This window comes from Methylocella sp., assembly GCA_037200525.1.
GTDB lineage: Bacteria > Pseudomonadota > Alphaproteobacteria > Rhizobiales > Beijerinckiaceae > Methylocapsa.
Window position 1 is genome coordinate 2,126,133 of the sequence record JBBCGG010000001.1, and the last position, 12,319, is coordinate 2,138,451.

The window sequence follows — 12,319 nt, forward strand, 5'->3', positions numbered from 1 at the left end:
TTGCCTGAGATGTGATTCCTGGTCTCCGCATGGGGAGGCTGGGATGAGTGATTTGTTTTTGTTGGGCGAGCGGCAGATGGCGCGGCTTGCGCCGCATTTTCCTCTGTCGCATGGCGTTCCGCGGGTTGACGACCGTCGGGTGGTCAGCGGAATCGTCTATGTGATCCGCAACGGCCTGCAATGGAAAGATGCGCCCAAGGATTACGGGCCGCACAAGACGCTTTACAATCGCTTCATCCGCTGGAGCCGGCTCGGCGTCTTCGACCGCATATTCGCCGCGCTCGCTGGCGAAGGTCCAAAGCCCGAGCGCATCATGATCGACGCCACGCATCTGAAGGCGCATCGCACAGCGGTGAGCCTGCTCAAAAAGGGGCTCTTCCCCGCCGTATCGGGCGCACGAAAGGCGGACTGAACTCGAAGCTCCACGTCGTTTGCGACGGCGCCGGCAAGCCCCTCGTCATGTTGCTCTCGGAGGGCCAGATGAGCGACCACAAGGGCGCGCGGCTGATGCTCAAGGCTTTACCGCCTGCTTCAATGTTGATCGCCGACAGGGGCTACGACAGCAACTGGTTCCGCGCCGCGCTGAAGGCCAGGGGCGTCGAGCCCTGCATCCCGCCAACCAGAAGCCGCAAGCTTCCCATTGCCTATGACAAGACGCTCTACCGCCAGCGTCACAAAATCGAGAACATGTTCGCCAAGCTCAAGGACTGGCGGCGCATCGCAACCCGCTATGATCGATGCGCCCACACCTTCTTCTCCGCCATCTGCATCGCAGCCGCCGTCCTCTTCTATCTCAATCAATGAGTCCTGAGCCTAGCGCACGCGGGGCTGAGACGCTTGCTATGGTGAAGGCGGCTCTCCGGTGGATGTTCACCCGCACGGATGCCCTCGAATTGTGGACGCGGGCTCCTGAAGGAAACCTTGGCGCGCGCGCGCTCGCCCGGGCGATCGGCGGCGTGCTTGAATGCCGCCTCAAGCGAGGCTGGGTGATGGATCATGCCACCATTCCGGCCGAGATCTATTCGCTGAAAATCCAAGATTGGATGCGCAGCGCGACAGACCTTGAGGCCGTGGGACGCGGCTTCCACGATCGGCTCGAGTCGGAATACGAGCGCCTCGGCGCCGTCATCGAGATGCATGATGACGACGATCTGCACGATAGAAACGTCGGGATTGCGGTCGAGATGATCAAGGGCGGCCAGGTCGGAAAGGCGACGGTCTTTTATAACCGCTTCGCATCGATGGCCAGGTACAAGCCGATGAGCATCGTATCCCTCAATCCTGTCGCCATCGACTTCCAAGAGGCAATTCTGATCGTCGCCGACGACTCGTTTTGGGTCGCGTGCACTCGTTCTCAACCCGAACAGGTAGGGAGCGTCTGATGCCTGTCGGAGCGGCGATTGGAGGGCTTGGATCGATCGGAAGCGCCCTGATCGGGTCGAACGCCGCGCAGCAGGCGTCGCAACAGCAGATCCAAGCGTCTGAACTCGCGCAACAGACGGAGAATAATCTTCTTCAGCAAACAACAAAGGAAACGGCGCCTTTTCGGCAGGCGGGCGTCGGCGCCGTCGATCAGCTTTCGAATATCTTCGGCATTCCTTTCGCGTCGTCGAATATCGGCGGCGTCAGCATGCCGGGCAGCGCTGGCGGTCAATCGGCGATCAACGCCGCGATGGCGAATTTCACCAATACGCCAAACTTTCAATTTGCATTTGATCAGGGCGAGCAAGCGCTTGATCGCTCGGCGGCCGCGAGCGGCCAGTTGCTCAGCGGTGGTCAATTGAAGGCGGCGCAGCAATTTGGTCAGGGGCTCGCGTCTCAGCAGTTCGGAAACTATTTCAACCAGCTCTTGTCGCTCGCGGGACTCGGCCAGACCGCAACCGGCCAACAGGTTGGCGCAAATACGGGAGTCGCCAATTCGCTCGCGGGGCTCCAGACAGGGGCGGGGACCGCGGCTGCTTCAGGTACAGTCGGCTCGGCCAATGCTCTGTCTGGCGGGCTTAGCTCGCTTGGCCTTTTCGGCGCGCTTGGAACCGGCGCCCTTGGCACTTCTGGATCGGCGAGCTCGTTCGGCGGCACGGGCGGCGGAAATCCGGTTTCAAACCTCACCCAGAACTTGAGCCTCCTTGGTCAATCGGGCGGCGCGCAATCGGGCAACGGGTTTAGCTTGGGGAGCCTGAGCATCTAATGGCCGACGGCACAGATTGGTCGATTGCAGCGCAAGTGAAGCCGCAGACCTCGGCGGACATCGTCTCGCCGCTGACGGCGTTCGCCAATTCGGAACTGGCGCGGGCTCGCACTCAGGAGGTCGCCCTTCAGGCGCGGCAGGCCAACGCCGCCTTTGGCGCGCGCCAGACCTATCTTGATCTGCTCAATTCCGGCGCCAATCCGGAAGACGCGATCGTAAAAAGCGGGCTCTCCGCGATCGATCCGGCGAACGCCGATCAGGCGTTGAAGAACGTCTCGCAGCAGCGCGAGATCGGCGCCATCCGCGGCTATGATCCGAATAATCCGGCTTCGGTCGCGGCCGGCGGCCCGGCGCTTGTCGGCACCGCGGCTACCGCTCTCGGCACCGAAGCGACGACGCAGAAGACCAAGGCGGACACTGGAAAGCTCAATCTCGATAATCAAGGCCAAGTGCTTCAGCTCATGGGCCAGCACGGCCAGGCCTTCCTCGCGGATCCGACACTCGAAAATTGGAACGCACAGGTTCAGAGCGCGCGCGATCATGGACTGATTTCCGATCTGACGGCGCAGCAATATTGGGGCAAGCCTGACGTCGGAATCGCGAAAAGTTGGGCGGCCGCCGGCGCGAGCTCTGTCACGACGTCGGGTATCGCGGAAGAAAACCAGGGCGCCGCAAAGGCGAAATACCTTACGGAGAAAGTCAGCCCCGGCGAAGGAATCGCAATGACGCCCGCAGCGGCGGCGGCAGCAGGCGGCGGCTCGACGTCCGCGGCGGTGATGCCAGGCAGCCCTGCAGTTGGCGCCCAACCTCCGGCTGCTACGCCAGTGGCCGCGCCGATCTATGGCAGAGCGGCGACAGCGGCGGATGGTTTCTCGCCCGCCGGATTGGCGCGCGTGGCTCAGATCGAAAGCGGCGGCAATCCAAACGCGGTGAATGCTGGCAGCAAGGCGGCCGGCCTCATGCAGTTCATTCCGTCGTCTTGGCAGCAATACGGCCAGGGCTCGCCCTTCGATCCTCAAGCCTCAGCCGATGCGGCGCAGCGCATGGCCGCCGACAACAAGAAAGCGTTGACCGGTGCGCTGGGCCGGGCGCTAACCGACGCCGAACTCTATCTCGCTCATCAGCAGGGCGCCGGGGGCGCGGCGGCTCTTCTCGCGAATCCGAACGCCAGAGCGGCCGATATCGTCGGCATGAGCGCGGTCATTTCGAACGGCGGCTCGCCGAACATGACGGCCGGCCAATTCGCGTCGAAATGGATCAATCAATTCAACCGAACCGGCGGCGGCAATTTCAGCGTTTCGGGGCCGCAGGCCGGAGGCCTGGCGATGACGATGCCGCCCGGTACGAATCCTGCCCCAGCGCAGATTGCGCCGATCGCGTCGCCGGTGCTCGCCGCTTCGTCGCCGGGGGCCTCTCCGGGTCAACTGGCAGCCCCGCCTCAAGCCGCGGCGCCCGCGCCCGTGGCCGCCGCTGCGCCTCCCGCGGCGGCGCCCATTGCGCCTGTGGCTCCTGCAGCCCCTTTGGCGCCTGGCGTCGTGGCGCCTCAACCCGCCGCCCCGCAAGGCTCGCCGTTGACGATGGTCATGCCCGGCCTCTCCGTCCAGCAGAGGTCTTTGCAAGAGGGCCTTGGAACGCAGGGCGCCGATCAGGTCAAAGCGGCGCGGGAAGGTTTCCAGGCCGCGCAGGTCGGCCAACAAAACCTGCAGCAATTGCAAAGCGATCTTGCGAAATTGCCGGAGTCAGGCGGCGGCATGCTCGCGCCCGGCAATGGCGCCACGGAGCGAATCGGTCTCGCCAAAGGCATCAACACCGCATTCACCGCGCTCGGCATCGCGCCTCCGTTTGATCCGGAGAAAATCAGCGCGGCGGAAGGCGCTCAGAAAATCACCGGGCGTCTTGGCTTCGATCTGTCGCGCACGCTGGGTTCGCGTGAGGCGGTCGATATCGTCAAGCAAGCGATCACGCTAAATCCCGGCGTCGAGAATACGCCGCAAGGCGCCCGCGTCATCACGGCTTCGCTCAATGCCGCCTTGCAGCGCTCGAAGGATTTTTATGTCTTTCAGCAGCAATACATGTCCGATCCGAGGAGCGGCGGCAGCCCGTTGGGAGCGGAGATCGCCTTTGATCAAGCTCACCCGGTCGGACAATACGTTCAGGATGTCCAAAAACTCGCGCGCGTCCCGGCTCCGGCGGTCGAATATCTGCAACAGCACGCGAATGATCCGCAGACGGTCGCCGCCTTTGACAAGACATATGGCGCCGGCATTGCCCGCTATTTCTCGTCGGTTGGAACGCAATAATGGACGACTCGGCAAATCCTTTTGATCAGTTCGGCTATGCGGATGCGGCTCCGGCTCCATCGTCGGCGCCCGCTTCCTCAGGCTCCGGTGTATCGGTTCGCGAAGTGCCCCTGGCTGCGAATCCAGATTCAAACGCCAAAAATCCAGATATAAACGTCAACCCGTTCGATAAATTCGGCTTCGCTGACGATAACGACGGGAAAAGCGGTGCGACGCATCTCGCCACTCCGCTGTCCCTGGCGACCAATGCGGCGGCCGGCACGAATGAAGCGGTCTCCGGCCTTCTCGGCGCACCCGTCGATCTGACGAATTGGGTGCTGAAAAAGCTCGGCGTTCCGACGGCCGCGCACCCCTTTCTCGGTTCCGAATGGATTCGCGACCAGGAGCCAAGGTTGGCGCCAGCCCCGACCAGATCCCGGCGAACAACGAAATTGAAAAAATCGCGCGCGGGGTAGGGGCGGGCGTCGCGGGCGCCGTAATGCCCGCCATCGGCGCCGAGGCGCTTCCGGCTGCTGCCGCCCGTGTGGTTGCGCCCGCGGTCGGTCCGGCCGATGCGACAAACGCCGCGATTGGCGGATTGGCGGGCGGCGGCGGACAGGCGGCGGCCGACGCTGTTCCGGATCAATACAAGCCCCTCGCTGCTACGATAGGAGGCATGGCGGCTGGCGCGCTTCCGGTGGCGGGCGTCGCCGGGGTCGAGGCAGCTCGAGCTGCGGGCCGCGCTCTCCCTCCCATGAGTGCTGCGGGGCGCGAGGCGGCGGCTCAAACGACCGTCGGCCGCGAGATCGCCAATGTTGCGGGCGGCCGCGATGTGGCGATCCGCGCCATCGACGAAAATCCTGACATTATTCCAGGTTCGCAGGGAACGCTCGCGCAGCGCACCGGCAACGAAGGCATTGCGCAATGGGAAGATGTGCAGCGAACCCAGAACAAGGGGCCGTTCATTTCGCGCGAGGCCGAACAGCAGGCGGCGCGGGCCGGTCATCTTGCCGGCGTCCAGGTTGAAGGCAATCCGCAGGAATTGGCTGAAGGCCTGAAACAGCAGGCGGCGGCGGCGGATCAGGCGACACAAGTCGGCGTCGACCAAGCGCAGCGCGCCGGCGAAGCGCAAAGGGATTTGGTCGACACGGTGACGGGCGCTCAGCTTTCGCGAGCACAGGGCACGCAAGCGGCGGCGGCCGATGCTCTGAAGAATCCCGCGCCGGTCGGCTCACCCCAAGACGTCGCGACGCATTTCCGCAGCGTGCGCGATGCGCTCGATCGGGCGACGCAGGCTGCGGTAGATCATGCCGAGTCCGAGGCGGAAGCTGTCCGGCGGTCAGCTTCGCCGTCGGCGCAGAGTGTAGGCGAGGCCGGCGCGGCGGCGCGCGGCCCGGTCGCCGAAGCGCTCTCAAATCGTAAGGCGGCCGACGAAGAACTCTACAATATCGCAAAAATCCCCGACGCCGCGACCGTTCCGGCAAATGGGATCGTCAGCCGCGTCCGCGAGATCCGCGAGGGAATCAGCCCCGAGAATCGGCCGATGGAAGGCGAGGAAAAGCGCCTGATGGATCTCGCCGCCGGCTACGGCGATCACGTCCAGTTTAACCGATTGAAAGATCTTCGATCTTCGATCCTCGATGAGGCGGCTGCCTCGCGGCGCGATAACCCGCAAGCCTATCGCCGGTTGAACATGCTTCGCGGGGCAGTTGAAGACGCGATGGATCATGGCGTCGAAAGCCAAGCGGCGCTGGATGAAATCGCCATCAAAAGGGGTACAATGGCACCCGAGGACGCGATGGTCGAACGCCTGCGTCAGATGTGGAACGTCTCTAGTGCCGCAAACCTTAGACGAAATGTTGCAGGATATAGAGCGGGTGATATCGGAACATCCGAAGGACCGGCATTTTATACTCCTGGCTCAGGCGGAACAGACGTTCAAGGAAGAGGGGGATTTTCTCAAGTTGAGGGCAATCAAGGAATACCGACGCCGCCTCGAGGCGAACCCGTCGCCCCCGGAAAAATAGACGCCCTTAAAACCGCCAACGCCTCCTATCGCGATCAGAAACAGACCTTCGCCGAGAGCCCGATCGGGGACATTCTCGAAAAGCAGCCGCGCGGCGCCGAATATCGACTGTCCGACGCGGAGGTGCCGAAGAAAATTTTTCCGGCCGGCGATAAGGGCGGCGATGCGGTCAAGGCCTATCTCAAGGCGGCTGGCCCCGAGCGCGGTAAGGCGGTCCTGTCGGATCTCGCCTCGTTCATGCTCCACGAAAAGGCGTTTCCGGGCGGCGTCCCCGACGTCAAGAAGATCAGCGGGTTTCTGGACAGCTATAAAACGGCGCTCGCCGCATTGCCTCCCGAGGTCCGAACGAAATTCGAAACGGTAGGGTCGGCTCAGCGCGCGGTTGAGGACGCCCTCGCTCAGCGTCGTGCACGAGTTCGACCGCTCCGCGGCGGCGCGCGTTGCTGGCCTCAACAGCTCCGGCGACATCGTTCAGACCGTCGGCGGCATTCTCGGCCAAAAAGACGGAGCAAAGCTGATGGGCGATCTGGTCACGAAGGCTTCCGGCAATGAAGCGGCGCTGAACGGCATCAAGCAATCCGTTGTCGAGCATCTCCTCGACAAGTTCGTGCCCGAAACTTCGGCGCCGCGCGTCAACGCCATGCGCGATTTTCTGGCTCAAAAGGCCGATGTTTTGCAGGCTTCCGGGTTTTCCCCAAAAGAATTATCTGACCTCGACAAGCGCGCGGCCGCCGTCTCGGAAACCGCTGAGGCAGCGAAAGCGGCCGAGGCAAATCGCTCCGCGGCGCTGAAAGAGGCGACAGGGAAGGCGACGGCCGGCGTCAAAGCGGCGCAAGAAGACCGCGCCGACGTGATGAGCAAATACGAGCAGGGCGTCGTCGGCAAGCTGGTGAATGCCAACGGCACAAGCGATATCCTCGATACCATCAAAGGCGTCTTTTTCGGAACGAATCCGACGTCCAAAATGGCCGACCTCGTCAAAGAGGCAAAGGGCATCGGCGCCCTGGACGCTTTGCACAAGGCCATCAACGAGATGATGGAGCGCGAATTCACGACAACGCGAGAAGCGGGATCGACCGGCGCGATGGCGCTCAAAGAGGCGCCCTTTCAGAAATTCGTCCGAGACAAGGTGGACGTCTTGAAAGCGGCTGGGCTCTCCGATCAGCAGATTGGGAAATTGAGTGCGATCGTGGCCGACCAGCAGCGCGCCGCCCGATCCATCAACCTCGCGAAACTGCGCGGGCAGTCCGCGACGACGCCCGACGCCATCGCGGCGCTGCGCGCCGGGGGCGGACATTCGGTTCTGACGGAGCTTGCGCTGGAAGAAGCTGGCGGCCTCGCGGCAGGCGCCGTAGGGCACGCGGCGGCTGGCGTCGGCGGCGGTCTTTTCGGAGGCGGCCTTGGGGTTCTTGGCGTGAAAATGTACGGAAGCTTTCGAAACGCTGGGCTTACTCGCATGAATGAAATTAGGCTCCGCGCCGCGCTTGATCCCGAATTTGCGAAGACGCTTCTGGAGCAAGTTCCCCGGAAGCTAGATACCGGACCCGCGGCGCTAATCGCGTTGCGCGCGCGGCAAAATGCGGTGGCTGGCGGTGGCGCTGGCGCAAGACAGGAGTGAAACAGCCCGCACCAGATCGGTCGCCTAACGGAGTGGCCCAACGTCGAATAATTCGTTGTCGACGCATAACTTAATACTGCTGCCGTTAATCCATATGTATGCCTTCGGCCTATAAGCATATTGATATCCATAAGAGGTGCATTTTACCCCGGTACCATCATCAAAAACCAGAATCCGGTCATAATTGCACCCTTCAAAATCCTCCGTCTTCTTGCCGTTTTCTATATACGCTTCGATGGTCTTGGATCCCACGATCGTGTAGCCGATTAGACTATCCAGGTCGCATGACGCAAAGCATCGGTCTATTTGAGCGAATAGCGCGCAGATGAAGACAAATTTGCCTAGGCAGTAGTGACGAATTACCTGAGCATGATAGCAATAGCGGCGAGCAATACGAAGCCTCGGTAGTTTGCGAGGAGCTTGTCGTATCGGGTTGCGACGCGCCGGAACTGCTTCAGTTTATTGAAGAAACGCTCGACGAGATTGCGCTCCTTGTAGAGCGCCTTGTCGTAGGGGAGCGGCGCGCGGCGATTGGATTTTGATGGGATCACCGGCTCAGCCTCACGCATAAGAACAGCCTTGCGCAAGTGATTGGCGTCATAACCTTTATCGGCGATGATCGCATCGGCCGCAAAGCCTTCGATCAGGGCGTGCGCTTTTGTGATGTCGTTGCGCTGCCCAGGTCCGAGAAGGAGCCGAACGGGGTTGCCGAGCGCGTCTGTCGCGGCGTGGATTTTGGTGCTCAAACCACCGCGAGAGCGGCCCAGGCCTTGGGCATCCGCCCCCCTTTGGCGATCCTTGCGCCGGCCGCGTGCTGATGGGCGCGCACGATTGTTGAGTCGATCATCAGCCATTCGAGATCGGCCTCGGCGGTGAATGCCTCAAGAAATCCGTCCAAGGCGCCGCGCTCGATCCAGCGATAGTAGCGGCGTTTCACCGCCTGATGGTCGCCGAAGCGTTCGGGCAGATCGCGCCAGCGGCCGCCCGAGCGGGCCATCCATAACAGCGCGTCGACGAAGCGTCGATTGTCGCGGCGCGGCCCGCGCTGGCCGGCTCTTCCACCTGGCACAAGATCACAAAGCCGCTCCCATTGATCGTCTCGCAGCGCATCGACATCCCGAATCATCAAGGCTGATCTCCAAAAATCAGCCTTGAATCATGGAAAGATCCTCGCGAGAATCCCCCAAACGCCGAATTCGTCACCACGGCCTAGGTGCCTCAATTAATCCTCCAAAACTTGATGCATCCAGCCTTCGCTCTCATCGCGCGGGGCGCTGAGGCTCTGAAAATTACTGAATTAGTGGCTTTGGGGCATCGGCAGCACGTATGGTGCTGGCGTCGGGCGACTCAATATCGCCGCAGCGAGCGCTGTATTATTGGCCTGCCGCTGCTGGTCCTTCATCATCCTGCATTGGAAATATTCCTGCGTACCCGGCTCCGCACCATAGGAAATACAGGATTCGTCGTCAGACATTCGAGTTGCGCAACCGCAGAGGACGACCCCCGCGAGCGCCAACAAAATCATTGCACGCAAATAGGAATTCCCCCAGGCGCAGGTCGATTTGAGCGATGAGCCTAAGCCCGACTGTCCATGGAGATGTGCCGTTTTGCAAGATTGATTCAGAAAAATACCTTCGGGCCGCCAAGACAACTGCGGCGACGCTCGCTCGGTCGTTTCTGGCGTACCCGACGCTCGTCCAAAATCGATAGCTTTCAAACGGAGCCGCGCGCCAGCATCTTGAATGCGTAATCGCGGATATAGACTTCCGTAAGTGCACCGATCCTTGGGTGAGCGCGTCCGGCCCAACAGCCGAAGAACTCCGGAGTCCACGGAAGGCGCGTGATACTATCGAGATCGAAGCGCGTCGCCATTTTCAAGCCTACCAACTCGATATCGCTCGTGTTCTGCACGATAATGTCGAGATGGAAGCGCTGTGTGATCTTCAAATGTTTCGTGCCAAAGGCAACGTCACAGGCAAACGCGCCTGTGACGTCATTTTTGAGCACCTTAGCGACCAAGCAGGGACGGAGCCGTAGCTCGTCCTTCGGTTTTGTTTCAGGGAAATATGCGGCGACTATGTCGTACGCCGCCGGAGGTCGGTCAACCCAGGGAGGATTGTTTGGGTGCATAGCCGTCTATTACAGTCCAGCACCCTTCAGAAATTGCCTTCGCGGCACGGTCACGCAGAAGCTGGACAGCCTCCAGCGTTACGTCGTCTTCGTATTCGGTTTCCTCACAAGCCACGGTCAGCCCTGTGTCCTTCTCATGGCCCGAGTCATCTTTTCTCTTATGGAGTGCGTTCATTGCTGCCTCCTGCTCCTCATGTACGGACGAACGCGCAGCGGCGCGTCGTTGTTCCTAAGGGGCGTCCTAGGATTAGGATTGTCTGCCGCAAGCCTTACCATGGCCTTAAGACAGACTAATTGGGCTTTAAATATGGTTATGCGTGCCACGCATTAAAGGCAAGTGACACTTTCGTCACACCTGGCCCGATATGCGCAATCGCACACGCGCACCGGCGCGGGCCGGTCATTTCACGCGGTCCTTGAGATCGATTTTACCCAATCCGATCAGTTCAATCGATTTTACCCAATCCGATCAGTTCACAAGATCGCGCATCTAGTCGGGTGCGCATTAAGATAGATCATTTCAGGTACCCTTTAGACCGAAGATAGTCGGTCAGAAGCTTCTCGATCAACTGAGTGAGAGACCGATGGTCGTCAGACGCGGCTTTTTCGGCTGCACTTTTGAGATCTGGCTCGACCCTGATCGCAAGAGTTGACGTTTTTTTTCGCTTCTCGATCATTATTTTGTATCGCCAGTGGATTGACATTATGTATATCCAATGGTTATACAAATCATGTCGGGAGCGGTCAAGTGTTTCAGCACTAGCCGCCCCCTAACCCCAGAACGCCAGATGAGGGCGAACCATGGCTAAGACAAATAATATCATACCGTCCGATAGATGCGGAGATCTATCCGGCATCCATACGGATAGACCGTCCCGTCGTATGATTATGAGCTACGCCCCAGCGGCCGTGCTTCTGCCGGGCGCGGCTCTAGCTGCGGTTGCGGCGCCGTCGCCAGATCCGATCTTCGCGCTGATCGAAGCGCATAGGGTAGCGAACGTTGACTTAAAGGCAGCGGAAGGCTCCCCCGATGATGCAGCCTACGAAGTTATCTACGCCCGCGAAGGCGAAGCGCAGAAACGACTCTTCGCAACGAACGCAACCACGATTGCCGGCGTCGAGGCTTTTGCTGCGCACATCGTGAAATATCCGCGCATCGTAGATTTCGAGCATCCGGATTTCAGCCTGACGAAGGCTCTGACTACCATCGCCGCGGCCTTGCACGAAATTCGCGTGACCCCGCACGCCGTCCGGGTAGCCTGATCATGAACGATGAAATCGAAATGAACTCTGGGCGCCAGCCCGTTGTTGCGATCAAAAACGGCGACGTTCTTGCCAACAGCCGGGACGTCGCGTCCTATTTTGCAAAGAACCATCGCGACGTGCTGAGGGATATAGACAACCTGATCGCGTCTGAACCCACCCTGGGTCTGCGCAATTTTGCGCATACCCCATATATTGAGGCTCAGAACGGTCAAACCTACAGATCCTACGATATGGATCGAAAAGGGTTTGCGGTCATCGCCATGGGCTTCACGGGTGCAAAGGCGCTTAAATGGAAGCTGGCATATATAGACGCGTTCGACGCGATGGAGGCGGAGCTTCGCGCCCGGCCGGCGATCGATCCAATCCAAGTCTTGAACGATCCGACTGCGATGCGCGGCCTCTTGCTGACCTACAGTGAAAAGGTTCTGGCCTTGGAAGCCGATAAGGCCGCAGCGGCGCCGAAGATTGCCGCGCTTGAGCGCATCGCAGAAGCGGACGGCTCGCTGTGCATCACAGACTCGGCAAAGACCCTACAAGTGCGCCCGACCGAGCTATTCAAATTTTTACGTCACCACAGCTGGATTTACCGGCGCCCCGGAACGGATCACGACGTCGCCTATCAATCCAAGCTCGTGGTCGGATTGCTCGAGCACAAGACGACGACCGTTCACCGATCGGACGGCTCCGAAAAGATCACGACCCAAGTTCGGATCACGCCGAAAGGCCTGACCAGATTGGCTCAAGAACTTCCGCCAGACTTGCGGGTCGCGTGATCGCAATTGAAAAACAAGAGCGGTCCTGAGGGGCCGCTT

General features: G+C 60.6%; 12 protein-coding genes and 2 pseudogenes. 10 read left to right on the plus strand and 4 right to left on the minus strand.

The features are described 5' to 3' along the window. The first annotated feature begins 76 nt into the window (after positions 1–76). From WDN46_10395 to WDN46_10430, 8 genes and pseudogenes are all read left to right on the plus strand, one after another. A pseudogene (locus tag WDN46_10395) lies at positions 77–214 on the plus strand (transposase). Next, a complete protein-coding gene (locus tag WDN46_10400; protein ID MEJ0093828.1) occupies positions 181–804 on the plus strand; it encodes an IS5 family transposase in 624 nt (207 codons plus the stop codon). The pseudogene WDN46_10395 and the gene WDN46_10400 overlap by 34 nt, the downstream one beginning before the upstream one ends. Beyond that, positions 801–1,382: a hypothetical protein gene (locus tag WDN46_10405; GenBank protein ID MEJ0093829.1), complete on the plus strand. Its 582-nt coding sequence runs from the start codon at positions 801–803 to the stop codon at positions 1,380–1,382. Before WDN46_10400 ends, WDN46_10405 begins: the two co-directional genes overlap by 4 nt. Further along, positions 1,382–2,188 (plus strand): hypothetical protein, encoded by an 807-nt coding sequence (locus tag WDN46_10410; protein MEJ0093830.1) that lies wholly within the window; start codon positions 1,382–1,384, stop codon positions 2,186–2,188. The genes WDN46_10405 and WDN46_10410 overlap by 1 nt, the downstream gene beginning before the upstream one ends. Then, positions 2,188–4,488 carry a transglycosylase SLT domain-containing protein gene (locus WDN46_10415; protein ID MEJ0093831.1) on the plus strand — a complete coding sequence of 767 codons (2,301 nt, stop codon included), beginning with the start codon at positions 2,188–2,190 and terminating at the stop codon, positions 4,486–4,488. The genes WDN46_10410 and WDN46_10415 overlap by 1 nt, the downstream gene beginning before the upstream one ends. Then, complete coding sequence (locus WDN46_10420; protein ID MEJ0093832.1) at positions 4,488–4,943, plus strand: hypothetical protein; 456 nt, start codon at positions 4,488–4,490, stop codon at positions 4,941–4,943. Before WDN46_10415 ends, WDN46_10420 begins: the two co-directional genes overlap by 1 nt. 23 nt (positions 4,944–4,966) lie before the next feature. After that, entirely contained in the window at positions 4,967–7,045 is a 2,079-nt protein-coding gene (locus WDN46_10425; protein MEJ0093833.1) for a hypothetical protein, read from the plus strand. Next, positions 7,011–8,111, plus strand: coding sequence for a hypothetical protein (locus WDN46_10430; GenBank protein MEJ0093834.1), 1,101 nt, complete (start codon positions 7,011–7,013; stop codon positions 8,109–8,111). Before WDN46_10425 ends, WDN46_10430 begins: the two co-directional genes overlap by 35 nt. 359 nt (positions 8,112–8,470) lie before the next feature. Here WDN46_10430 and WDN46_10435 read toward each other — a convergent pair. The 4 genes and pseudogenes from WDN46_10435 to WDN46_10450 form a co-directional block, all read right to left on the minus strand. Then, positions 8,471–9,237 (minus strand): annotated as a pseudogene (locus WDN46_10435) (IS5 family transposase). 171 nt (positions 9,238–9,408) lie between these two features. Continuing rightward, positions 9,409–9,585 (minus strand): hypothetical protein, encoded by a 177-nt coding sequence (locus tag WDN46_10440; GenBank protein MEJ0093835.1) that lies wholly within the window; start codon positions 9,583–9,585, stop codon positions 9,409–9,411. Positions 9,586–9,824: 239 nt separating this feature from the next. Further along, a complete protein-coding gene (locus WDN46_10445; protein ID MEJ0093836.1) occupies positions 9,825–10,058 on the minus strand; it encodes a hypothetical protein in 234 nt (77 codons plus the stop codon). Positions 10,059–10,212: 154 nt separating this feature from the next. Beyond that, positions 10,213–10,416 (minus strand): hypothetical protein, encoded by a 204-nt coding sequence (locus WDN46_10450; GenBank protein MEJ0093837.1) that lies wholly within the window; start codon positions 10,414–10,416, stop codon positions 10,213–10,215. Positions 10,417–11,129: 713 nt separating this feature from the next. Here WDN46_10450 and WDN46_10455 point away from each other — a divergent pair. Continuing rightward, complete coding sequence (locus WDN46_10455) at positions 11,130–11,504, plus strand: hypothetical protein (protein MEJ0093838.1); 375 nt, start codon at positions 11,130–11,132, stop codon at positions 11,502–11,504. Positions 11,505–11,506: 2 nt separating this feature from the next. Further along, positions 11,507–12,280, plus strand: a complete 774-nt coding sequence (locus tag WDN46_10460; GenBank protein MEJ0093839.1) for a phage regulatory protein/antirepressor Ant — start codon at positions 11,507–11,509, stop codon at positions 12,278–12,280. Positions 12,281–12,319 lie beyond the last annotated feature (39 nt).

Excerpts from the sequence above, each read along its gene's own strand:
- WDN46_10400 (MEJ0093828.1), top strand. The coding sequence starts at position 181 with ATGGAAAGATGCGCCCAAGGATTACGGGCCGCACAAGACGCTTTACAA.
- WDN46_10415 (MEJ0093831.1), top strand. The coding sequence starts at position 2,188 with ATGGCCGACGGCACAGATTGGTCGATTGCAGCGCAAGTGAAGCCGCAG.
- WDN46_10440 (MEJ0093835.1), bottom strand. The coding sequence starts at position 9,585 with ATGTCTGACGACGAATCCTGTATTTCCTATGGTGCGGAGCCGGGTACG.
- WDN46_10460 (MEJ0093839.1), top strand. The coding sequence starts at position 11,507 with ATGAACGATGAAATCGAAATGAACTCTGGGCGCCAGCCCGTTGTTGCG.
- WDN46_10410 (MEJ0093830.1), top strand. The coding sequence starts at position 1,382 with ATGCCTGTCGGAGCGGCGATTGGAGGGCTTGGATCGATCGGAAGCGCC.
- WDN46_10420 (MEJ0093832.1), top strand. The coding sequence starts at position 4,488 with ATGGACGACTCGGCAAATCCTTTTGATCAGTTCGGCTATGCGGATGCG.
- WDN46_10450 (MEJ0093837.1), bottom strand. The coding sequence starts at position 10,416 with ATGAACGCACTCCATAAGAGAAAAGATGACTCGGGCCATGAGAAGGAC.
- WDN46_10425 (MEJ0093833.1), top strand. The coding sequence starts at position 4,967 with ATGCCCGCCATCGGCGCCGAGGCGCTTCCGGCTGCTGCCGCCCGTGTG.
- WDN46_10405 (MEJ0093829.1), top strand. The coding sequence starts at position 801 with ATGAGTCCTGAGCCTAGCGCACGCGGGGCTGAGACGCTTGCTATGGTG.
- WDN46_10455 (MEJ0093838.1), top strand. The coding sequence starts at position 11,130 with ATGAGCTACGCCCCAGCGGCCGTGCTTCTGCCGGGCGCGGCTCTAGCT.
- WDN46_10430 (MEJ0093834.1), top strand. The coding sequence starts at position 7,011 with ATGGGCGATCTGGTCACGAAGGCTTCCGGCAATGAAGCGGCGCTGAAC.